The sequence below is a fragment of the Pseudomonas extremorientalis genome (assembly GCF_024584605.1).
Lineage (GTDB): Bacteria > Pseudomonadota > Gammaproteobacteria > Pseudomonadales > Pseudomonadaceae > Aquipseudomonas > Aquipseudomonas extremorientalis.
Genome location: NZ_CP089519.1, coordinates 4,222,218 through 4,245,349 on the forward strand (window position 1 = coordinate 4,222,218; position 23,132 = coordinate 4,245,349).

Consider the following 23,132-nt stretch of genomic DNA (forward strand, 5'->3'; position numbering starts at 1 on the left):
ACAATCAGGTACGTTATGCGCGATTACGACTCAGCAGTGAGCTCCTTCGATTTTTTACGCCTGGCCGCGCAGGATTTGCAGGGCGAGCTGAATGCCTTGAATGCCTGCGTCGAATGCTGCGACCGCCACGCTGACGCAAATGCCGTGGCGTTGTATTGCGAAACGCGGGATGGCCGTGCCACGCATTACCGCTTCAGCGAACTGCAGGCCCATGCTGCGCGCTTCGGCAATTTTCTGCGGGAACAGGGAGTCAAGCCCGGAGAGCGTATCGCGGGTCTGATGCCACGCACGGTTGAACTGTTGATCGCCATCTTGGGCACCTGGCGTATCGGCGCGGTCTACCAGCCGCTTTTTACCGCATTCGGTCCCAAGGCGATCGAGCAGCGATTGGGCTGCTCCAAGGCACGCTGGATCGTGACCGACGCGCACAACCGTTCCAAGCTGGATGACATCCCGGACTGCCCAGGCATCCTGGTGACCGGCGACCATGCACGGGCCCCAGGCGATTACGATTTCTGGAGTGCACTGGATCATCAACACACCGAATGCGCACCCGAGTTGCTGGATGCCAGTGCGCCTTTTCTGCTGATGTGCACCTCGGGCACCACCGGGCCGGCCAAACCGCTGGAAGTGCCTTTAAGCGCCCTCCTGGCCTTCAAGGGCTATATGCGTGATGCAATCGACCTGCGTGAGGGCGAGCCATTCTGGAACCTCGCCGACCCTGGCTGGGCGTATGGCCTGTACTACGCGGTGACCGGCCCATTGGCATGTGGCCATGCCACATTGTTTTATGACGGGCCGTTTTCGGTGGAGAGTACCTGCCGGATCATCACCAAATACGGCATCCGCAACCTGGCCGGCTCGCCGACAGCCTATCGCCTGCTGATCGCGGCAGGAGCCGAGTTCGCCGACGCCGTGCGCGGCCACCTGCGTATCGTCAGCAGCGCCGGCGAGCCGCTCAACCCGCAAGTCATCCGTTGGTTTGCCGAACAGCTCGGCGTGGTCATCCACGACCATTACGGCCAGACCGAAATCGGCATGGTGCTGTGCAATCATCATGGGCTACGCCACCCGGTACGTGAGGGCTCGGCCGGCTATGCGGTGCCGGGATACCGGATTGTCGTGCTGGATGACGCCCACCGGGAATTGCCGACTGGCCAGCCTGGCGTGCTGGCGGTGGACCGCGAGCGTTCGCCGCAGTGCTGGTTCAACGGCTACTTCGCGATGCCGACCAACGCCTTCGTCAGCCGCTATTACTTGAGCGGCGATATCGTGGAGTTGAATGACGACGGCAGTATCAGCTTCGTCGGCCGTAACGACGATGTGATCACCACCTCGGGCTATCGCGTCGGGCCTTTCGATGTCGAGAGCGCGTTGATCGAACACCCGGCGGTGGTCGAGGCCGCGGTGATCGGCAAACCCGACCCGCAGCGCACTGAACTGATCAAGGCGTTTATCGTATTGCATGGCCAGTATTCGCCCAGCGCCGAATTGGCGGAAATCCTGCGCCTGCACGTGCGAGAGCGCCTGGCTGCACATGCTTACCCGCGGGAAATCGAATTCGTCGAACAACTACCCAAGACACCGAGTGGAAAGTTGCAGCGGTTTATTTTGCGCAACCAGGAAATAGCCAAACAGCAGGCACTCGACACATGACTTAGGGGCGGATGGTTCCTGTGCTGAGCCGACCGGCGTTTCAGCGCAGGGCCGTGTCCAGGCCCCATCCTTGATGACAGCTGTGGCGCGCCCTTTCGCTCCCTAAGCCAACTGGGTCGCAAACCTGCCCACGGCGTCGACTACTTGCTTGGCACCGTCCTGGATTTCAACAATCACCTGGCCTGCCTGAGTGGCAAGTTCCAGGCCTTGCTCGGCTTGGGACTTGCTGTTGGCCATCTCAGCGACGGTCTCATCGACCAACTTCTGATTCTGCAAGACAACCGACGCGATTTCTTCAGTCGCCGTGCTGGTTCTGCCCGCCAATTGTCGAACCTCATCAGCCACAACGGCAAATCCTCGACCTTGTTCACCTGCGCGAGCCGCTTCAATCGCAGCATTCAAAGCAAGAAGATTGGTTTGCTGCGCGATGCTGCTGATCGTCTGAATAATTGAGCTGATCAACAATGACTGTTTGCCCAGCGCTTCTACTCCCCCGGAGGCCGCCTGCATATCAACGGCAATCTTACGCATGGTATGCATCGTATCGTTGACGACGACTGCGCCTCGTTGAGCGCTGACATCCGTTTGCTGAGAAATTTCAAATGCCGTCTGGGCGGCCCCGCTCACTTCTTGCTCACGGGCCACCTGATCGGTCACTACCGTGGCGAACTTCACCACTTTGCAAAGATTGCCTTCGGTGTCGTAAACCGGGTTGTAGGTCGCTTCCAGCCACACCGTTTGGCCGCGACTGTCTATACGTTCGAACCGGCCGGCAACAAATTCACCTCTGTTCAGCTTTGCCCAGAAGTCCTTGTACACCTGGGACGAAGTCAGCTCCGGTTTACAGAAAACCCGGTGATGGCTCCCTTTTGCCTGTCCCAGGTTGTAGCCCATGGCTTGTAGAAACTGATCATTCGCCATCAGTACATGCCCGGAGAGATCAAACTCGATCACCGCAGTAGAACGTAATAACGCCTCAATGAACGACGCGTTTTCCGAGGCTTTTTCCACTCGGGAGGTAATGTTCGTCGCGTAGCAAGTGACATGACTCAACTGGCCGCTCGCGTCCATGATTGGCTGCCAATGTGCATGAATCCACACCAACGAACCATTGGCATGAAGGTATCTGTAATCGTCGCTGATTGACTTACCCGCGGCCACCGCCGCTCGAAAGTTATGAAAGCACGGCAGTTTGGAGACATACGAGGGAACAATCTCGGCCATGGCGCGACCGACAAGCTGATCCGGAGCGTAGCCCAGCGTATTTCCAAAGTTTTCGTTGCAGGCCGTGATGTTAAACGACGAGTCGATACTCAACGTCAGCATTTCACGGTTCAGACCGTCGCGCAGTTGGCGAAGCTCTAACAGTTCACTGGTCTGAGATTGAAGCTGTTTCTTAAGGCTTGCATTGAACATAGGACATCGCCTCTTGGGTCATACCTATCGTATCGGCGTCTCATGGCGCAAATTGAGGGCATGACCAAGAACTATCAGCGGGACCCATGGGGAAATCATCTGGTCCGAGGCAGTTCCGGATCTGAACATCAGCGAAATCAACGAGAAGTTTTGTGCAGGCACAAAAAAGCCGATCTAACTGATCGGCTTAAGAGTCTGATTTTACTCAGGAATAATGGTCGGGACGGAGTGATTCGAACACTCGACCCCTAGCACCCCATCTCCTTTTTCATACTTCTTGAAAGCTTTCAAAATTTTACTCTGGAATATTCAAAGCTAGTATTTACTTGAGTTTCAGCGGAGTTCTGCTCCACGAGAGTCCAGTCACGTCCATCAAGAGCCGACGTTTTTGTGGGGGGAAAAGTAGGGGGAACCGATTTTATGGCCAAAATCACCATAAAAGAACTCGAGTCGCTGACCGCCAACGATGCCGGCCGAATCCTCCGGGAGGATGGCAATCTGGCCGGTCGAATCTCAATGCGTAAGGACGGTGTGTCGGTCAGCTTTTTCTATCGGTATCGCTGGGGCGACCAGAACAAAGAGTACTCCTGCGGATCCTGGCCGCGCAAATCCCTGACGGACATCCGCAAGGCGCGCAACCAGGCCCGTGCGCTTATTGATGAGCAGATCAATCCCAACGAGCACAAGAAAACCGCGAAGGTGCAGGCATACGCCGCCGCTAACGTAGAGACCGAACACTTAAAAACAACGAAGGTGCAAACACTGACCGTCCAGGATCTGGTCAAGGCCTGGCTGCTGGATGGTGTCGCGCGTAAAGACGGCAATGCCGAGTTGCAACGACGCTTTAACAAGGACCTTATGCCAGCACTCGGCAAGACCGCAGTGAGCAGCGTCTCCGAACATGATGTCCGAGCGCTGATCCAGGCCGTGGTCAACCGCGGCGCTCACCGGCAGGCCATCAGCTTCTTCGCAGACCTCACCCAGTTGTTCAACTAGGCTAGAAAGCGCCAACCTTGGCGGGCGTTACTGGTTGAGGGTGATCCGACTGAACTGGTCGACATCTCCCCCCTGATTGCAAACCTCCAGTCCTTGAAGAGGGCCGCTTCCTTGATGGAGGTGAACCAGGCTGGTCAGTGGTTCCTGGACGCAGCTCAACTATCAGCTTGCCTTCATCAAGGCCTTGGCTATGCCCTTGAGCAGAGCCCTCTGCCAAGCCTTCGGTTTTACCCTCCGGGCGCCCAGTCCGCCCCTCAACGCGGCCCAGTTCCACTCGATGGTCTCTACCCGACTCGAAGCCCTCTCCTACGCCGACCAGGTGCTCAGCTTTCCAAGCCGAGCGCTGCTTGAAACCTACGGCGTCGAAAATGAGGCTGGCGAGACCACTGAAAAAGCCACCCTTTACCGGCATCACGCTTCTGTCAGGGACGGGCGATTTTCCTTCTGCCTCGGCCTGGGCCAGAGGTGATGGGGAATTAGGGTCTGTTGTTGGTGAATCCGCTACCTGAAGGCTCCCTGCTGTCCTAGAGCGTGCCTGACAGACGTGGCACGCCTTTGTGAAGAAAGGTCAGAGGTTAACACCATAATTGTAACGCCAAGCTTCTAACGCCTGGGTTTGCTCTGCCGGATGAAATGCAAACTACGAGACAGAGGCGCCATGAGAGCGTCTGCGAAGCTATGGCAGGCCAGGGTGTTTTGGATTGCTTTGCCATGAAAAAGAAGCGTAGTGTCTGCTGCTAACGCCTCACCAACGGAGATGGATCAATGAGCAAAAGTTTTCGTGACCGCATCCAGACAATGAATGCGATGTACAAGCTGCCCATCCATGAGGCTCCGCACCTCTTCCCTGATGCAGAAGATCGCCTCCTGAAATTCAAGCGGACGCTGCTCGACGAAGTCGCCGAGATCGATGACATTACTGAGCAGATTCGTCGAGGAGACGATGCCATCGATGTTCAGGTCGCCATTGCAGACCTTCTCGGCGACGTCATCGTGTATTGCCGCTCCGAGGCAATGAAGTACGGCATCCCTCTTGAAGCCGTACTGGAGCTGATCATGGACAGCAACGAGAGCAAGCTAGGTGCCGATGGCAAGCCTATCTACGATGAGAATGGGAAATTCCTTAAGGGCCCCAATTACTGGAAACCCGAGCCCCAAATCAAGCAGCTCCTGGCAAGCCTCCCGGCCCAAAAGTAAACCCACGTTTCAGAGGTGATAGCTTGGCAATTAACCACGTGGGGAAGTGCCGGAGCCTGGTTGAGATTGAGGAAATCATCTCCCAGATCGAGTACTCCGACAGCGATACCGTGTTTCGCTTCCCTATAGACACCCTCGGCGCTCGACATAGCCCGATGCATGACGCATCGCGACTGCAGATGGTCGTTACGCTTGCTCGCCAAAAACTCGAAGATGACTATCTGGACATTCATCCAAACGCTCAAGAACTGGATGCTCAGCAGTCTGTTTGTGATTACTCACCTGGGATTGCAGGGGTTCGGCTGTCCAAGGGAATTCGGATTGGTAGCAAGGAAATTGATCGCCGAGACGTTCTGACCTTCGCGACCAAAAGAATGCAAGCGATGGATGCTCAAGAGTTTGACGACCTTGTCAAGGGGCGCTGTATAGACCTCCTGTGCGTCGGAGGTTCCAAAATCCAGTATCTGAAGCCGCTGTTTTCTTCGCGAGGCAAGGCTAAAGAGAAAGACGGCATGGCCCCAGTGATGCGCACGCTAGTGGATCGTACAACGCAGCAAAGCAGGGCCAAAGTACCTGAGTCCCTGGTCGATGCGCTCGCTTTGTTCTCTGCTGAGCTTATTCAAAACACCCAAGAGCACGCGATCACAGACCATACTGGCAGGCCGTATCTCTCGCATGTCGAGGGGGTGCTGATGGGCTGGACACGGTTTTACGAGTCGACCTTCAAAGACGATTTCTCTGGCCACCCCGATCTGAACAAATACTGGAATGATGAAGCTGCTAGAACCGAAACCGGAGCCAAGAGCCTCCGGGCATTCGAGATCAGCTATTTTGACTCAGGGCCAGGGTTAGTCAGCCGCTTCACTGGCAAGCGCGTGCAAGAGATGTCACTCGAAGATGAACGACGAGCGCTTCTCCGTTGCCTGCAGCACAAATCAACGTCGAAATCCCAGACAGCAGCAGGTGAAGGCTTGCCCTCGGTCTTGCAAGAGTTGAGGCAAATCGGCGGGCTGATGAGGATCCGCACGGGAAGGCTGTCGATGTTCAACGCCTTCACGCCTGGCGATAACCGTGACCTTTTTGCTTTCAATGACTGGACTGAAACCAACCTTTCGCCCGTTCAAGGTGCGGTCATTTCTATTCTCGTACCGCTGAGGGCCCAGTGATGGAACGCTTTTATTCCTGGCGGCACCTGAAACACTGCCCCACGCACGGCAGCATTGAAGCCCTAGTGCTCTGCTATAAACGCTGCCAACTGACCGAAGGCAATGTGTATACCGATGTAGAGACCGCCCTCAAGAGTGATGCCAATCTTCCCGATTGCGTGTACATCGTGGGCTCTACCGAGCAATGCAACACGTTCAAGGCAGCCTGGGATCCGGCCAATCTGCACCTGCAAACCATGATCAAGCGCGGCATGAAGGCTGGCTTTGACTTCGTGAAGCAATACACCTTCGTTGAGTGGGATGGCACAAACTTCAATCAACACGCCCTTGGAGCGCATACGGGCCCTTACAACGTGGATCTGAAGCTTCTCATAACCCGTGGCGTAAACAGCCTTATCGAGAAGAACAGTGCCATTCACCAGGCCCCCTCTGGCCATGTGTTCAAGCACCCTTCCCAACGCCGGAACAAGGTCTTCATCCAAGCAAGGGAAATCGCCTCAGGCGAGGCAGAGTTGTACGTCGTCGCATACTTGATCACGCTATGCCACGGGCAGGCCCTGCAAGGGAGCACCAAGGTTTTCATCGATACCATGGGTATCTATGCTTACGTCAAATGTGCCCTGGCCCTGTGCCGCTCCGAGGCAGAGATAGTCAGCTTCCACTCCTATGATGAGTTGGAGAAGATCAATCCTCCATCAGATCCCTATTTCTGCATTGTCTCCGCCTCGACGTCCGGAAGCATGGCAAAGAAGATGGCAAGCAGCGTTTGGGATCCTCAGCGAATCGCCACCATCGTCGATGTGACGTCCCAGGGACGAGCCGGCGACGTAATGGTCGCGCTTGATAATATGGGGGTCGCATTCCCTGACTTGAAAGTCAGCGACGGCACCCTGATCGAGATCATCGGCGAAAATTTCTCGTCAAAAGCCAAGCCTCCTCGACCAGTCGTTCTCGGACAGCCACATACTCCGAAAGCCTTGACCGATTTCCATCAGTTTTTTGGCTTTTCGATACACCCTTTCAATACCCGAGTTGGAACGAAGAGCAAGCTGCTGCAGCTTGATGTCATCGAGTTGCTGGAACACGCAGAGTTTAAGAAATGGCTCGACGCAGAAATTGACTGGTCATTCCCCCTGACCGTAAGTCACGTTATCCACGCCGATGACGAGGCTTCCAAAGCTCTCGCAGTGATCGTCGTGGCTCGCCTGCGCACTCGCTTGGCTGCTGGTTCGTCGATTACAGTGCTTCCATACCACGAACTGGAGAAGGACAACTGCAAAGACGCCACCGGCGTAGTGATCGTTTCCACCGTCGCCCGAGATGGCGGCGTGCTTCGCGAAATCAGTCGCGATCTGCGTTCGTACATCAAAGCGTACATTCCGAGGCATTTTCTTTCCCCGATCGGTATCCCCCAGACGAACGCGTCATGGAACCAATTGCGTATGTTCTTGGTTCGCAACCCCACGACCAGGGAGTACGGCTTTTCCAACTGGATACAGCTCCCACTTGGTGAAGACTCCAATGACAACTCTTGGCATCGCTTGATCGAAACTCACAAGGCTCATTCGGAACAAAACATCCATGACCTAGGCCTTGAGCACCTGCCCAACACCTCCAACATCCTGCCGTCCCTCGATCTAGCTGGAAAGGCAGCCTTAAGTGCGTTTCGAGGATTTTTGCTTTCGCCACGAGGCAACCCGCTGCGGCTCTCAGAAGGTTTTCTCTTTTTCGGAAACAAAACCGAGATTGCCAGGCGCTACGCTGACGTTGAGCCCAGCATGGTGCACCTCACCATGGCAGCCGTGCTCCAAAACGCCCGGGAACACAAAGATCACGAAAGGCGCCTCTGCCCCAACGGCTACGAGTCGGTCGTATTGGCCCCAGAGTGCTTCCTCAGATTCAACGAGGCCATCCTGCAAGCGTGCATGCTGAGGGCATGCCACCCAGCGGAGTTGGACTACTCATCCAGCCCTGAGCTCAGCAAGGTGATGAAAGAGCTGTTAGTGAAGGTGTTTGCACGTTCGGACAAGGACTTCGGCGACGCAGCCCTTGAGTTCGCTGCTGCCATCGCCGTAGGCTCGCTTCGGCTGGCGAAAACGGATATGGAGACTCTGCTGGACGATGCGCTGAAGCAGCACGCTGGCAATACGTCCGAATTGCTCGGGATGCTTGTGCTGGCCAAGCAAGCTAATCACTAGAATGACCCGCTGAAAGTCGGCTTGCCGGCCATGACATGCCGAATACAGAGAGACCAAGCAGCAGTTCAGGCAATGAAGTGGCAAATTCGATGGGCCCAATCAACGGCTCACTAATCTTGCTGGGCTACGGATCTGCGAGCCAGACGGTGGCGTCCGTTGGGACAGGCAGCATGAGTTGCCTGGTCTCGTTAGGCTGAAAACTCCTAGCGCGGCTGATGGATCAATTGAGCCACGACTCAACAGTTTCCGCACCATACTGTACTTTCCAGGCCTTCAGACCTTTGTGATTTCCCCCTTTGGTCTCTATAAATTCACCCGTGTGGGGGTTTACCTGATAGTGCCCCGGCAACATCGATTCGACAGTGCACCACGGCAATTTTTCGGTCTGAGCGATGGCGTCCACACTGTACAGTGGACGTCATGCATGCCATCGGAGCTGATTCGTCGTAAGCAGTGACGATCGCTTTGATCTAGCCAGAGACGATGACCTCTCCAGGCCATCCTCCGCTGAGCCACCAATTGAGCAGTGCAAGGATTCGCGATGCCCAGATACCTCAGTAACAGCGCAATACGTCTTTTGGAAGCGAGCCAAGAATCTTTGGCCTTGGCGCTGCATTGCCTGGGCACTCCAAATCGGGGAAGCCTGAGAGTTGAGGTAGCTCGATACTCCCCCGCGATTGGATTGATCGGAGCCGCCGCTGAGCAGGCTTTGGCTGCAATTATCGTTCAGGTTCGGGGCGATGAGGCTCTGGCTGCGTCCCCCACCCAGTACAAAAGCGCGCGACAGATTTTGTCGGACATGAGGGATTTACTCCGCGCGCCCATTCCTGCTAGCTCTTTCCTGACCGCAGGCGTAGCCGACCCCGCTCAACACCGCGAGTCGATCCTGCAGGCGTCAGAAGGATTTTCTGTGCTTTTCACCTACCGGGCGACCGGGCTCCATGCTGGCCTTGGTTTGTCTCGCACAGTGACACTGAAACAAGCCGTGAAGGTTCACAGTTTCCTTGAGCTCCTAGCCAGGTCAACTCGTATCCGCGCCTATATGGATCGGTTGCCGATACCACCAGATGAAGTCATCGACCAGACTGTATTGATTGATGACCTCATTCAAAAATTCCAAAGCACCGATGCAATTACCGAGCGGGTCAACGCCTTACGATCTTTGTTCCTGATCCTCCCCGAAGTCCCCCCAGAAGCACCGGAGTGGCTTGAAGCGTTTGACCGCTCCGTAGTCTCGCCACGCCCTGCTGACATCACTTTGCTTTTGGAAACACTTGAACGCGCGGCACCAATGAGGTTCCGTCGCATGAATGCAGGGGGCCAAGCACTACCAGTAGTTGTCCGGCCAAACGACCCAAATGCGTTACCTATCGCCTTGCAGGACATGCGCCAAGCCTTTGGCCACGCGCGTGAGCAGTTTGGCGCAGACGTGGGAAATGCAAATGGACGGCTCGATCAAGGTATTCTGGATCTGCCCCCAGAGTCCTTCTTGCTCGATTTGTGCCTCCAAGGCCCTGAGCAGCTACGCGAGACTCTGGATCGGCAAACGCTCACCGGTCAAGAGGTGTGGCCTTTCGTGGCTACTGCATTGAGCCAGCAAGGAACAGAGCGCCCATACTGGTTCTTGGTATCGATGGTCGACGACATCGGTCAGCTAATCGGCCAGCTTCGCAGGGCTTCGGCGGTATCGGCTCAGGGACAGTTCAAAGAACGCTGTACCGCAGCCATCAGAGCCCTTGAGGCCAAAAGACAGGAGCGCACACTTCCGCCAGCTACTGAAATTGCGACCTTTACCGTCACACAATCTGCTGCGGCTGAAACCGCACGAGAAAGCATCCCCGACTCGATGGAGCGCAACGAAGGCACTGTTCGTGAAGCATCTTTGGAAGCAATGCCGCCACTAGCCGCGTTATATGCCGGCGAATTCACTGCCGGCCAGGCTTTTCCTGCGGTGTATGCGTCCGAGAATCCAGATTCTAAGAAATACTGGACTCGCCAGTTGCTCATAGCAGCGACCGATGCCAGCGACCGCTCAATGCTCATCACTGCCCTGCGAGACCCTGAATTCGCCAACCTAAAGACGGATGCTCGAAAAGCGCTGCGCCTGGTAGATATTCTGACCTACGGGCCGAATATCGAACTAGGGTGAGCACGATCCGTTCAACGACATCGGAGCCCCCCCTGCGCATGCCTCGAACCCAGCAAAACCTCACCAGCCTGCGAGATACCTTCAGTCAGATCTTGGGCAACCAGAAAGACCACTACACGGATACACGGATCCCTGAATTGCTTTTCAGGCTAGGGCTGGATGATTGCACTGAGTACAGCTCCAAAAGGCAACACCTTGAGAAAGCAGTAGAAGCTTCGAGTGATGCTCAAATGTTGGCTGCCGCTCAGACGGCCTTGGAACTGATCGGCTTTGCGGCTCATGAGCGAGACCAGCTTCAAGAGCTGGTGTGGGACGATGGAACAGCGCCTGTCATCCCCGGTCGTTACCGAAGAGAGCTGGCAGAAAGGCTCAACCCCATCGAGCTATTCATAGACAGGGCTGCTTTTGAACACGTGCTCGGTGAGTTCTGGCAAATCGACACGATGTCGTTTGTGAATTTGCTGCGACCGACCCCGACACTTCGCCAAGAAATTGTCCGCCACTACATCGAAAATCCCGATTGGGATGCGGTGACGATCTTCGACAAGCTCGGAGCGTTTCAGTCCTCGCATGCCCGATTTGGCCGATTCGTCGAAGCCTTGGCTTCCTCGCGGGTATTGCCCAGCGAACCCGCTCAGCGAAAATTCATTGAGATCGTCAACGATACCCTCAAAACGTGTGGAGTCCACATTGTCGTCGGGGTGGGGGACGATGCCTTCCTGACGGCCTCCTTGGCTTACGTAGGATCAGCCAAGCAGTCCTCCCCCAAGAACCTGATCTTCGCCTCCACCACGAAGCCAGATCTGCGACTCGGCAACGCCCTGGACAACGATATCGAGGTGATGTCCGACCCAACGGATATCCTGATCTATGACCGACCTATCGGAAGCACCGGCCTCTTGTGGCGCGACCTACAGGCTTGGTATGCCCAAACCTATGACATCGAGGAAGGCCAGGCCAAAAATCGCCTATATCGGCGCCTGGAGGCCTGCCTGCCTAAATCATCGCCCCCTCAAGCGCTAGCCTTCAGCAGCTTTTTCAAGGCCTTCACGACACACATTCCTGAACTTCCAGTCTTACTGCCCGAGGTCTGGTTTCACTGGGATCCCCTGACGGTCTCACGGCGCGGCAAGGAGGCATTGCTCAGGTCGCGCATGGACTTCCTTCTACTATTGCCGGGCGGGGTGCGGGTTGTCATCGAGATTGATGGCAAACACCACTATTGCGATGCAACCGGACGCTCAAGTCCCCGCCTCTACGCCGAGATGATGGCAGCTGACAGGGCTCTTAGGCTGGTGGGGTATGAGGTCTATCGCTTCGGTGTTCACGAGCTTCAGCAGCCTAATGCCGAGGAGGTGCTGATAATATTCTATCGCTCGCTGTTTGAACGTTACTCATTGCTGCCGGCACCGTGATTCACTGATCCCATAAGCCGAAGATCGCTTAGCCTGAGCGCTGAAAAACTTTCCGCGAAGTAATTGATCAACGCCGATGCTTGCGGCCTCTTCCTGGATTCACATTGCTCCTCCAAATCCACAGATGGCACCATGTGGAAGACCTGATCATCACGATAGAATTTCAGCGAGACGCTGGGATGCTCACCCTCGCCCCCCGAAGGCTCACATTTTCAAAATCTACCAAGGAAATCGAAATTCATGGACAGTGTTTTTGAAGGTACCTTCCCTACTGACGCGAGCCCAGAGGAAATCTTCCCGCAAAACGCGCTCTCAATATTGCCATTCGTTCCGGAGGCCATATCAGCCTGGGCGTCAGGAAACGACCTGCATACCTTCATTCACAAACTACTTGAAGGTACGGGTTATGAAGATCAGGCAGATGAAAGGCTGGAGGGAGCGATCAACCAAGCCCTGGCTTTGGCAGACCACTTTGCAGAGACCGCAAGTCATTCAATGCCGGCGCCTGGTGCACGAACCCAAGCACCCGTGATGGTCGACTTTGAGCATGACCCTGTGTTCGGACGGTTAGCTAAGACATTGATAGCTTGGCAAGAGACCATCGGCAACGTCTTGTCCGAAGCAGGATATTTTTCTCTTTCACACATGCTTGAAACCCGGTCTGATCTGATGTGCTCTGTACAGCTGGCGGGCGCGCTGTACTACCGTCAGTCCATGCAAGTGCTGCGCGGATTCATCGAAAGCGTCATTTTACCAATCCATTTTTGCAGACGGCCCGAGCTGTTCAAGAAATGGAAATCTAACGAGTACCAAGCGCCTTCGATACGTGGCAAGGACGGAGTTCTATCGCGCCTGAAAAAAGATGGGATCATTTCGACAGAGCTGGAAACTACCATCTCCGATGCCTACAGCCTGCTCAATGGGTATATCCATGGTAGCGAAGAGAAACTGAACAACACCGGCCTGGATCGAGGCGAGTGGGAAGGTCATACATTCCAACAGGCGCGGTTCGAGGCATGGGCGCAGGTCTTTGCCTCACTCATCGAGGCCTCCCTCCCTCTCGTCAAAATCAATTTATCTCAGTGGGCAACAGCCAGGTTAGATTGGGAATTGTTCTGTAGCGTATGCCATGGTCATGACCTCGAAACCAAGCAGCAAAGAATTGACCCACCGATGACTCAGCATCAGTGTAAGCAATGCAGTCATACCTTCTGGAGGAATGAGGACGGCCAGCAATTCGTGCATGCAACCGTAGAATTTCTCGACTGATCATTTCATGCGCTCAGGGCTGTGGAGAAGACCTCAACAGCCCGCCATGCAAACAGACTTTTTAGCTGACCTGCACGGGGATAGCCCAAGCCAAGCCCACGAGTTAATATTTGGGCGTTATTAGCTCTCCACGACTCCATGACTCGGGACTCAAGACTCAGGGCTCCCATGACGCTGATCGGGAAGGTTTAAGCTTTGGCCTGTACCTTCACCCAAACCAATCATTCGTGTTTACAGAGAGCCGAAAGCTAGTAAGTCGATCACCCCGCCATGTAAGGGTGACCGACAAACTATACAGTCGGATCAGCCTCGTAGTGGGAAGAAGCCGTATCTCCCACTCTTTCTGCTTTTCGTGAAGTGCTGATAATTCAAATGAGGGATGAGCGCCATATCAGGCTCCTTGTTCTCAAATACAATCACTTGAGAATCTTTGAAGTTGTCGGCAATATCCTGATAGAACGCATAAATCACGTCCGCTGCCACTTCCTCATCATCTTCCTCAGGCTCCGGATCCCCTTCTTTGTATGTCGTCAGTGGCGAATCAAGCACCACAAAGCCAGGGTGGCGCCCAGAGAGTTTTAGTAGATTCATCAGCCCTAGAGCAAATGCAGAAGACGCGATGGCTCGATACCCCTTGCCAAAATTGCCTCTCGCACTCCCACCAATGGTGATGTCCCGTGCTTTGAAGTTGAATTCCACCGGGGCGTGATTCGGGAAACTCCAGCGCTGCAAGATATCCTGAATCTCTTTAACCAAAGGCTTGGCAGACTCCTCAAAGCTTTCAGGGGTGTATTTGTTTTGCTCCTCAAGCAGCAATACACCCAGCTTTTTCAGCTCCCCTCTTAACTTGGCCTTATTCGTAACGTACTTATCCAGCGCCGAGTGATCCTGGTTGAGGCATGAGGCTAGCTCCTTCAGATCGCTCACCAGCTGCACTGAGCTCTGAATCTCTGTGGAGATCAACTTCTCCAGTGCTGCGATGGACGTTTTGGTAGTCTCAGCGGTGGAAGTATTCCGTTCAATCGCTGCCGCCAAGGATCCCTGTGCCTCCCCAAGCTCATGGAGGTTTTTCGAAATTCGCTCCAGTTCGAAGGAAACCCCCTTCTTGATGTCATCGACATCGGTTGTGCATGATTCGGAGTCGAAATGATTGCCACAGGTTGGACAAAGCACCGCGTCTGACTCGTCGAGTAAGACTGCCGCTTGCTCAATTCCCTGTAGACGCTGGCGGTCTGATTCATATTTCTGGCCAAGCATGCCAAACCGCCCCAGTAGGGCCCTATCTTCAGCAATTTTTCCTTCGACCACTTCCAGTTCGGAGATATGGCTGGCCTTTTGGGTGAATAGCCCTTCACTCGAATGAAAAGCGCCTTCCAGCTCAGTTTCAGCCACCTTGAGCCGAAGCTTAACTTGGGTCGTAAAAGAACTGAGCTTCTGGAGTTCAAGCGCCTCAGCCGCGTCGTCACCTGGATAGAATTGCTTGATAATGTCTTCGACAGCAGCTGCCCTGTGCCTCAATGCCCCTTTTGACGCCAACTCCTTTTTAGCCTTTTTAACCCCGGTGTCGTCTTTCCCCGTTAGCAACAGCTTCAGAATGGATGTCTCCATAGTGCGCTCATCTTTCTGACCCGTACCCAGTGGAGAGTACTCAGCCACGATTCGCGTTTCATCCATCAAAAATACTTTTTCGAAATCACGAAGAGAGAACGAAGCGTTATTGAGAGAGGCTGTACCTTTCAACAACAGCTTTCCATTCAACCCCAACCTATCCAGGAATTGATTGGAGATCGAATTCATCTTTGTAGGGTTATGTTTCACCCCCAGGGTTTGAACCTTCCCCTCTTCATCGTAAAAAGTAGGCTTAGAGCTTTCTGAAAGGTGCCTCTCAATAGTGAAGGAGCGCCCATCATCGTGCACAAACTTAACCTTGAGAGTGGTGTAGCCCTGCGACTCGTTGATAGGCTTTGGAGGCGTATTTGCACCAAGGGCAAACTTCAGGCACTGAACAATGTAGGACTTACCAGTGTTGGAGCCGCCTTGAACAACGTTCGCACCCTTCTCAAAATAAACAGCGGCGTCTGCACGGTCAGGGCCACTCACGACAACGCTTTCAATATACATCAGACCACCCTGTCAATTTTATAAATAGTGCGGCGTTGAGCAGCGAGAAAATCAACATTAGCCTCGACCCAAGAAACACGTCTTCTGAAATCCACATGATATTCAGTACTCAACTTGGCGGCAAACACACTACCCGCACTGGTGATAGAGTATCGAACACCTTTCTCATCAACTTGGGAAGTAATCAAACCTTTAGCGGTAAATAGTTTTATGGCGCCGGGGAAAATTTCTCGCCTACGCACCAGTTCGGCAAGTCGATTCAAAAGGATTGGATGCAGGCTTGCATCCCCTTGAAAGTCACTACTATAAATAGAGGCATAGTCAAAGAAGATAAGTTCATCGAGATCAAGCTGCCGGGCTAAGCCTGCAAGCAACAGAACAATGCGTGCACCAACTTCCACAGGGCTGTTGTACAAATCCTTTGAGCTCGTCATCTATTTCTTAATCCATTTAAACTTTAGGTCATTCACCAGTTGATGACATAGCCCCTTTCGATCGGAGGTCTGCAAGAAATGCCGAAGTGGATGAGAGTCATATGGAATATTAACGGACTGCGTGCTTACTTCGAGAAAACGTTGATACCCATCATCGAATTTCTTACGCACCACGCTGTGCAAGCCTTCGTGGCACTCACCTTTGAGGCTTTCATAGCATCCTGTAGGAAAAGCATCGCGCGAAAATATCTCCAGTGACTCAGCGCTGAAAAAGTTAATCCGCGCTCGCTCAAGATCTTCCTTATACTCAGAGTCCATGACGCTACTGAATGAATACTCTGCACCATCGGCATCAGAGAACGCATCTAAAAGCGCATCAATATAAATTTTCTCATTATCACCAACAGCGCTGGGCTCAGGCTTCCGAACCTGCGGTCGCTTAAGATGATAGCTTCCAAACCGCGTCGTGTGATATGGCGTCAGGGCGTGCCTATCAATTAACTCCTGTGAAGACATTTCATCAACAAATGAAAAATCAAGGGTATTTATATAATCCAACAGACCACCCTCAAGAGGAATGGACTCCGCCTTCGTAATCTTATCCTTACATACCTTATCCCAACGCTTAATGATCTCAGCCTTGATGCGAGACTTCTTGGACAGCATATCGATGCAATCAGAGCTGCAACCTTTCGGGGAAACAAAGCGGTACTCACGCGGCAGGGTGTAATCCTCCCTCCACGTGTAGTAAACCAGCTTACCCAGCTCCCCAACTACGTTTGCTACGCTCAGTTTATCTTTGTAGTGCTTGCATTGGTAATTGTCCCACCCGGTCGCATGCCGCGCGATGACATCGCGCCCCTTGTCTCCCGCACCAGCACAGCGAGTGACCGATTCGTAGTCTTTACCTAAGTAAGAGACGAACTCCAGCGTAAAGATTTCCCAAGTATCCGCAGACATGATCTGCAGGCGATCCAGGGGATGAACTGTTTCACCTTTTTCTACATCCAGTGCTGTGAGCTCGAATTCCGGGGGTGGAGGGAGCTTAATGGCATTTTCACCAAAAGACATTAGCTACTCCTCTGCGACAAGGTACTTTGCTTGCTGAGTTGTAATTAGCCCATACCATAATCCGAGGTCGCGCTCCACCTGTAGAGTCTGGATACGATCTGGCATCTCACCAAGGATTTTATTTGGATTCTTCCGCAAGGCGCCCGTGAGCTTCTTCAGGAAACGCTGATTCAACTCCATATTCCCCATCAGTTCGGCAATAATGATTTCAGGGTCAACGTCAGCTTCTTCCAGTCCAATTGCCAGCGCCGCGCGGGCTGCGCCGATGGGTTTGTCCATCGCGTATTCGACTAGATCGGCAGGATGAAAAGCATATTCCTGCTTCTGTTCCTGGCCCTTTTCCTGTTCCTGCTCACTCATGCATGAGTTCCTTAGTTGTCGGCATATTGTTCGTCTGGGGATTCGTCTGGGTTCTTGAGTTATTGGGCTTTCAGGCTTTCAAGCGGGTGCTCTTCTAATCGCATGCACGACTAAGACTCCCAAGTAGCCGCCTCGGGATATGATGGTCGTCTGTCTGCGTTTCTGTGGCGTAGCTGATCCATGCCGAATTCCTACCGCCCTACTCTCCCCTTAGGCGGGGGTGGCTGGGCATCTAAGTGTCCATAGGTAATGGCACAATACTATCTTTAATGCGCCGTGCTGGGGAACCCGACGGGGCGCCTGGAGGGCTAACTGGAGGAGTCGTGCGCGGCACTTGGGGAATGAGGGTTATGGAATTGCGGGCTTTGTGTGGGGGGTGGGGGTAGCCGACATGTTCATCGATTTGAGAAAAATGGACAATGGACAAAAAATAAGCTACTGATTTGTATAGATTTGACATGTCCATTTATGGATTTAGCTCACACGTACAGAACTTATCGGACGCGGCCACGACTTTTTCCTAATCGTCGAGAATAAGATTTCAGCCGATTCAATAAAGAGACCACGCGTGAGCGCTAACGCCTGCGTCTACCCACGTGAAAGCCGTGAGAATTCCACCCAGAGCCAGCGATTTTATGGGGGTAAAATCGTTCACAAATAAAAAGGGTCGCGAAATAAAATCTCGCAACCCTTTGATTTATATGGTCGGGACGGAGTGATTCGAACACTCGACCCCTAGCACCCCATGCTAGTGCGCTACCGGACTGCGCTACGCCCCGACTAGGCGTGTTACTGGGTTTGCTTCTTGACGAAGCGAACCGGAATATACCGCAAGCTTTTGAAATGTGGAAGTATTTTAAAAGCCGGAATTACTTTTTCAGCACCACCAGCACATCTTCGAGTTCGGCGATCATCTGGCGGATCATTTGTTTGTATTGGGTGGTGTCGTCTTTGGCTTCATCACCGGACATACGCTGGCGCGCGCCGCTGATGGTGAACCCCTGATCGTAGAGCAACGCTCGGATCTGTCGGATCATCAGCACATCCTGGCGCTGATAATACCGACGGTTCCCGGTGCGTTTGACGGGGTTGAGCTGAGGAAACTCCTGCTCCCAATAGCGCAGCACGTGCGGCTTTACCGCACAAAGCTCGCTGACTTCACCAATGGTGAAGTAGCGTTTGCCTGGGATGACGGGTAGCTCGTCGTTATGACTTGGTTCCAGCATAAGCCTCAACTCGGGCCTTCAACTTCTGCCCTGGACGAAAGGTGACCACACGGCGAGCCGTGATCGGGATTTCTTCTCCCGTTTTTGGATTGCGGCCAGGCCGCTGGCGTTTGTCCCGCAGGTCAAAATTGCCGAAACCGGACAATTTGACCTGTTCGTTGTCTTCCAGAGCGTGTCTGATCTCTTCAAAAAACAGCTCGACCAATTCCTTGGCCTCGCGCTTGTTCAGACCCAACTCTTCGTACAGACGTTCCGCCATCTCAGCTTTCGTCAAAGCCCCCATACGTCACTTCCTTAACGTGGCGTTCAACCTTTGTTCGAGCGAGGTGAGGATATTTTGTGTCGTGGCATTCACCTCATCGTCATTAAGAGTGCGCGATGGATGCTGCCAGGTCAAGCCAACTGCAAGGCTTTTTCTATGCGGATCAATACCTTTACCCTGATAGACGTCAAATAGCCTGAGGTCTGTCAGCCATTCCCCTGCATTTTCACGGATTACATCCAGAACGGCAGTGGCAGCCACGTCACGGTCGGCAATCAGCGCCAGGTCACGGCGCACTTCAGGGAAGCGCGACAGTTCGCTGAATTTAGGCATTTTGCCCGAAGCCACTTCAGCCAGGACCAGTTCGAACACAAACACCGGACGATCAAGACCGAGGGTTTTCGACAGTTCAGGGTGAAGGGCACCGACGAAACCTACCAAACGCCCTTCGCGCTCGATGCGTGCTGTCTGGCCTGGGTGCAACGCCGGATGGCTGCCTGGTACGAAGGTGAAGGCGTCCAGTGCACCGGCAAAGCCCAGCACCGCTTCCACGTCAGCCTTGACGTCGAAGAAGTCCACGGCATCGCGGCCCTGTGCCCAGCCTTCCGGCAGGCGACTACCGCACACCACGCCAGCCAGCATTGGCTCTTGCTTCAGGCCATCGAGCTGGCCAACGAAACGCAGGCCGCTCTCGAACATGCGCACGCGGTCTTGCTGACGGTTCAGGTTATGGGAAAGTGCTTTCACCAGGCCTGGCCACAGGGACGAACGCATGGCCGCCATGTCGTTGGAGATCGGGTTCGCCAACAGCAGCGGCTCGACGCCAGGGTTGAACAGTTCGAACTGCTTGGGATCGATGAAACTGTAGGTCACCGCTTCCTGGTAGCCACGGGCAACCAGCAGGCGACGCAGCTCAGGCAGGTGCGCACGCGCCTCGGCCTTGGGTTGCGGCGCCAGGCGCGCTTGCGGGTAACGAACCGGCAGGCGGTTGTAGCCGTAGAGGCGGGCCAGTTCTTCGATCAGGTCGACTTCCAGGCTGATATCGAAGCGATGGCTTGGTACTTCAACGCTCCACTGCCCTTCCCCACCGGCGGAAATACCCAGGCCGAGGGCGGACAACAGTTGCTCGATTTCAGCCGGTTCGATCACTAGGCCAAGCATCTGCTCAACACTTTTGGCACGCAGGGTGATCGGCGCAACCGATGGCAGGAACTGCTTGTTGACGGTTTCGGTGATCGGGCCGGCTTCGCCGCCAGTGATTTCCAGCAGCAGGCCAGTGGCGCGCTCCATGGCTTCACGGGCGAGGTTCCAGTCCACGCCGCGCTCATAGCGGTGCGACGCGTCGGTGTGCAGGCCATAGGAACGGGCCTTGCCGGCGATAGCGATCTGGTCGAAGAATGCGCTTTCGAGGAATACGTCGCGAGTGGTAGCGGATACGCCGCTGTGCTCGCCACCCATCACGCCGGCAATCGCCAGGGCGCGGGAGTGGTCGGCGATAACCAGGGTGTCTGCGCGAAGGCTGACTTCCTGACCATCGAGCAGCACCAGCTTCTCGCCTTCTTCCGCCATGCGCACACGGATGCCGCCGTTGATTTCGGCAAGGTCGAACGCGTGCAGCGGTTGACCCAGCTCCAGCATCACGTAGTTGGTGATGTCGACGGCAGCGTCGATGCTGCGCACGTCAGCGCGGCGCAGGCGTTCAACCATCCACAGCGGGGTGGGCCTGGACAGGTCGACGTTGCGGATCACCCGGCCCAGGTAACGTGGGCAGGCGTTGGGGGCCAGCACGTCGATCGGACGTACTTCGTCGTGCACAGCGAGTACAGCTGCAACGACCGGACGAGTGACCGGGGCGTTGTACAAAGCGCCCACTTCACGCGCCAGGCCAGCCAGGGACAGGCAGTCGCCACGGTTCGGGGTCAGGTCGACCTCGATGCTGGCGTCTTCCAGTTCCAGGTAAACACGGATGTCCTGGCCCACGGGCGCGTCGGCCGGCAGTTCCATCAGGCCATCATTGCCTTCGCCGACCTGCAGCTCCGCCTGGGAACACAGCATGCCGTTGGATTCAACGCCACGCAGCTTGGCCTTCTTGATCTTGAAGTCGCCCGGCAACTCGGCACCGATCATGGCGAACGGGATCTTCAGGCCCGGGCGCACATTGGGCGCTCCGCACACGACCTGGAAGGTTTCCGCGCCATTGCTCACCTGGCATACGCGCAACTTGTCAGCGTCGGGATGCTGCTCGGTGCTCAGCACCTCGCCTACCACCACCCCACTGAAAACACCGGCGGCCGGCGTAACGCTATCGACCTCAAGACCGGCCATCGACAGACGCGCAACCAGCTCGTCGCGATTAACCTGCGGGCTTACCCAGCCACGCAGCCATTGTTCACTGAATTTCATCCTGCTCTCCTAAAGATTCGTTACGACTAGCGAAATTGCGCGAGGAACCGCAAGTCGTTGTCGAAGAACAGACGCAAGTCGTTCACGCCGTAACGCAGCATGGCCAGACGCTCTACACCCATGCCGAAGGCAAAGCCCGAGAATTCTTCCGGATCGATGCCGGACATGCGCAGCACGTTGGGGTGAACCATGCCGCAGCCCATCACTTCCAGCCAGCCGGTCTGTTTGCAGACGCGGCAGCCTTTACCACTGCACATCACGCATTCCATATCGACTTCAGCGGACGGCTCGGTGAACGGGAAGAACGATGGACGGAAACGTACCGCCAGCTCCTTCTCGAAGAACACCCGCAGGAATTCTTCGATGGTGCCCTTGAGGTCGGCGAAGTTGATATCGCGATCAACCAGCAGGCCTTCGACCTGGTGAAACATCGGCGAGTGGGTGATATCGGAGTCGCTGCGGTATACACGGCCTGGGCAGACGATGCGGATCGGCGGCTTGTTCGCTTCCATGGTGCGGACCTGTACCGGCGAGGTATGGGTGCGCAACAACATGTTCGCGTTGAAATAGAAGGTGTCGTGCATCGACCGGGCCGGGTGGTGGCCTGGGATGTTGAGTGCCTCGAAATTGTGATAATCGTCTTCGACCTCAGGGCCTTCGGCGATGCCGTAGCCGATATGGGTGAAGAACTGTTCGATACGTTCCAGAGTCCGGGTGATCGGATGCAGACCGCCCGAGGCCTGACCACGGCCAGGCAGGGTTACGTCAATGGACTCGGCGGCGAGCTTGGCCGCAAGATCGGCCTCCTCGAGCGACGCCTTGCGCGCATTGAGCACCTCTGTGACACGCTCCTTGGCGACGTTGATCAGCGCACCGACTTGCGGGCGCTCTTCAGCCGGCAAATTCCCCAGGGTCTTCATCACCTGAGTCAATTCACCTTTCTTGCCAAGGTAGTGAACCCGGATTTGCTCCAGGGCATTTACATCTTCAGCGCTTTGCACAGCCTCAAGGGCTTGAGCGACGAGCGCGTCCAGGTTTTCCATGTACAGACTCCAGATACAAAATAGGGGAAGAGCTTGAAGGCTCTTCCCCTATTTATGACGTTTAACACCTTGGGCTACAGCGTAACCCAGGGTGACTGTCGGGGGTACTTAAGCCAAGGTGGCTTTAGCTTTCTCGACAATCGCAGCAAACGCCGCTTTTTCGTTCACTGCCAGATCAGCCAGAACCTTACGGTCGATCTCGATGGACGCTTTTTTCAGGCCAGCGATGAAACGGCTGTAGGACAGACCGTTAACACGTGCACCAGCGTTGATACGAGCGATCCACAGAGCGCGGAACTGACGTTTTTTCTGACGACGGTCACGGTAGGCGTATTGGCCTGCCTTGATTACCGCTTGCTTGGCAACACGGAATACGCGTGAACGCGCGCCGTAGTAGCCTTTAGCGAGTTTCAGAATTTTTTTGTGACGCTTACGGGCAATGACGCCACGCTTTACACGAGCCATGAGTTACTTCCTCTATTCTTGATCCAAAAATTAACGAAGGCGCAGCATGCGCTCGACTTTTGCCACGTCAGACGGATGCAGCAAGCTGCTACCGCGCAGTTGACGCTTACGCTTGGTCGACATTTTGGTCAGGATGTGGCTCTTGAAAGCGTGCTTGTGCTTGATACCGTTAGCAGTTTTCAGAAACCGCTTAGCAGCACCACTTTTAGTCTTCATCTTTGGCATGTTCGGATACTCCGCATTCAGTTGATAAACATAATCAGAAGGCCTGCCGTGCCCTGTTGA

18 protein-coding genes, 1 tRNA gene and 3 pseudogenes are annotated in these 23,132 nt (G+C 54.7%); 8 read left to right on the plus strand and 14 right to left on the minus strand.

Features of this window, described 5'->3' with window-relative positions:
* Nucleotides 1-15: 15 nt before the first annotated feature.
* Nucleotides 16-1,656, plus strand: coding sequence for an AMP-binding protein (locus LUU92_RS18890; protein WP_257102474.1), 1,641 nt, complete (start codon nucleotides 16-18; stop codon nucleotides 1,654-1,656).
* Nucleotides 1,657-1,758: 102 nt separating this feature from the next.
* Here LUU92_RS18890 and LUU92_RS29260 read toward each other — a convergent pair whose 3' ends face one another.
* Nucleotides 1,759-2,196 (minus strand): methyl-accepting chemotaxis protein, encoded by a 438-nt coding sequence (locus LUU92_RS29260; protein WP_371322063.1) that lies wholly within the window; start codon nucleotides 2,194-2,196, stop codon nucleotides 1,759-1,761.
* Nucleotides 2,197-2,295: 99 nt separating this feature from the next.
* Nucleotides 2,296-3,072 (minus strand): annotated as a pseudogene (locus LUU92_RS29265) (PAS domain-containing protein); the annotation flags it as partial.
* Nucleotides 3,073-3,492: 420 nt separating this feature from the next.
* Here LUU92_RS29265 and LUU92_RS18905 point away from each other — a divergent pair.
* The 4 genes and pseudogenes from LUU92_RS18905 to LUU92_RS18920 all read left to right on the plus strand — a co-directional run.
* Nucleotides 3,493-4,146, plus strand: a pseudogene (locus LUU92_RS18905) (integrase arm-type DNA-binding domain-containing protein); the annotation flags it as partial.
* Nucleotides 4,147-4,833: 687 nt separating this feature from the next.
* On the plus strand, nucleotides 4,834-5,265 hold the full coding sequence (locus LUU92_RS18910) for a nucleoside triphosphate pyrophosphohydrolase family protein (protein ID WP_008037541.1): 432 nt from the start codon (nucleotides 4,834-4,836) through the stop codon (nucleotides 5,263-5,265).
* A gap of 23 nt (nucleotides 5,266-5,288) precedes the next feature.
* Nucleotides 5,289-6,431, plus strand: coding sequence for a hypothetical protein (locus LUU92_RS18915; protein WP_257102475.1), 1,143 nt, complete (start codon nucleotides 5,289-5,291; stop codon nucleotides 6,429-6,431).
* The gene (locus LUU92_RS18920) at nucleotides 6,431-8,629 is read left to right on the plus strand and encodes a hypothetical protein (protein WP_257102476.1); all 2,199 of its coding nucleotides are present in this window, start codon (nucleotides 6,431-6,433) and stop codon (nucleotides 8,627-8,629) included. The genes LUU92_RS18915 and LUU92_RS18920 overlap by 1 nt, the downstream gene beginning before the upstream one ends.
* A 220-nt stretch (nucleotides 8,630-8,849) precedes the next feature.
* On the opposite strand, the pseudogene LUU92_RS18925 reads toward LUU92_RS18920, so the two are convergent.
* Nucleotides 8,850-8,957: pseudogene (locus LUU92_RS18925) on the minus strand (transcriptional regulator); the annotation flags it as partial.
* A gap of 213 nt (nucleotides 8,958-9,170) precedes the next feature.
* Here LUU92_RS18925 and LUU92_RS18930 point away from each other — a divergent pair.
* The 3 genes from LUU92_RS18930 (at nucleotide 9,171) to LUU92_RS18940 (ending at nucleotide 13,462) form a co-directional block, all read left to right on the plus strand.
* Nucleotides 9,171-10,778, plus strand: coding sequence for a hypothetical protein (locus LUU92_RS18930; RefSeq protein WP_257102477.1), 1,608 nt, complete (start codon nucleotides 9,171-9,173; stop codon nucleotides 10,776-10,778).
* Between the two features lie 38 nt (nucleotides 10,779-10,816).
* Entirely contained in the window at nucleotides 10,817-12,193 is a 1,377-nt protein-coding gene (locus LUU92_RS18935) for an AbiJ-related protein (RefSeq protein ID WP_257102478.1), read from the plus strand.
* A gap of 240 nt (nucleotides 12,194-12,433) precedes the next feature.
* Nucleotides 12,434-13,462 (plus strand): hypothetical protein, encoded by a 1,029-nt coding sequence (locus tag LUU92_RS18940; protein WP_257102479.1) that lies wholly within the window; start codon nucleotides 12,434-12,436, stop codon nucleotides 13,460-13,462.
* 303 nt (nucleotides 13,463-13,765) lie between these two features.
* On the opposite strand, the gene LUU92_RS18945 is transcribed toward LUU92_RS18940, so the two are convergent.
* The 11 genes from LUU92_RS18945 to rpmI form a co-directional block, all read right to left on the minus strand.
* Entirely contained in the window at nucleotides 13,766-15,583 is a 1,818-nt protein-coding gene (locus LUU92_RS18945) for an AAA family ATPase (RefSeq protein ID WP_257102480.1), read from the minus strand.
* Nucleotides 15,583-16,017, minus strand: coding sequence for an ABC-three component system middle component 2 (locus tag LUU92_RS18950; RefSeq protein ID WP_257102481.1), 435 nt, complete (start codon nucleotides 16,015-16,017; stop codon nucleotides 15,583-15,585). Before LUU92_RS18950 ends, LUU92_RS18945 begins: the two co-directional genes overlap by 1 nt.
* Entirely contained in the window at nucleotides 16,018-17,088 is a 1,071-nt protein-coding gene (locus LUU92_RS18955) for an ABC-three component system protein (RefSeq protein ID WP_257102482.1), read from the minus strand. It abuts the gene before it with no gap.
* Between the two features lie 3 nt (nucleotides 17,089-17,091).
* Nucleotides 17,092-17,448: a hypothetical protein gene (locus LUU92_RS18960; protein WP_257102483.1), complete on the minus strand. Its 357-nt coding sequence runs from the start codon at nucleotides 17,446-17,448 to the stop codon at nucleotides 17,092-17,094.
* Between the two features lie 702 nt (nucleotides 17,449-18,150).
* Nucleotides 18,151-18,227: transfer RNA gene (locus tag LUU92_RS18965), tRNA-Pro, on the minus strand.
* A gap of 90 nt (nucleotides 18,228-18,317) precedes the next feature.
* Entirely contained in the window at nucleotides 18,318-18,674 is a 357-nt protein-coding gene (locus LUU92_RS18970; protein WP_010209127.1) for a MerR family transcriptional regulator, read from the minus strand.
* Complete coding sequence (ihfA, locus tag LUU92_RS18975; RefSeq protein ID WP_002553164.1) at nucleotides 18,655-18,957, minus strand: integration host factor subunit alpha; 303 nt, start codon at nucleotides 18,955-18,957, stop codon at nucleotides 18,655-18,657. Before ihfA ends, LUU92_RS18970 begins: the two co-directional genes overlap by 20 nt.
* Before the next feature lie 3 nt (nucleotides 18,958-18,960).
* Complete coding sequence (gene pheT, locus LUU92_RS18980; RefSeq protein WP_071492187.1) at nucleotides 18,961-21,339, minus strand: phenylalanine--tRNA ligase subunit beta; 2,379 nt, start codon at nucleotides 21,337-21,339, stop codon at nucleotides 18,961-18,963.
* A 26-nt stretch (nucleotides 21,340-21,365) separates the two neighbouring features.
* The gene (pheS, locus tag LUU92_RS18985; protein ID WP_003192486.1) at nucleotides 21,366-22,382 is read right to left on the minus strand and encodes a phenylalanine--tRNA ligase subunit alpha; all 1,017 of its coding nucleotides are present in this window, start codon (nucleotides 22,380-22,382) and stop codon (nucleotides 21,366-21,368) included.
* 108 nt (nucleotides 22,383-22,490) lie between these two features.
* Nucleotides 22,491-22,847: a 50S ribosomal protein L20 gene (gene rplT, locus LUU92_RS18990; protein ID WP_002553161.1), complete on the minus strand. Its 357-nt coding sequence runs from the start codon at nucleotides 22,845-22,847 to the stop codon at nucleotides 22,491-22,493.
* A gap of 30 nt (nucleotides 22,848-22,877) precedes the next feature.
* A complete protein-coding gene (gene rpmI / locus LUU92_RS18995; protein WP_002553160.1) occupies nucleotides 22,878-23,072 on the minus strand; it encodes a 50S ribosomal protein L35 in 195 nt (64 codons plus the stop codon).
* Between the last annotated feature and the right edge of the window lie 60 nt (nucleotides 23,073-23,132).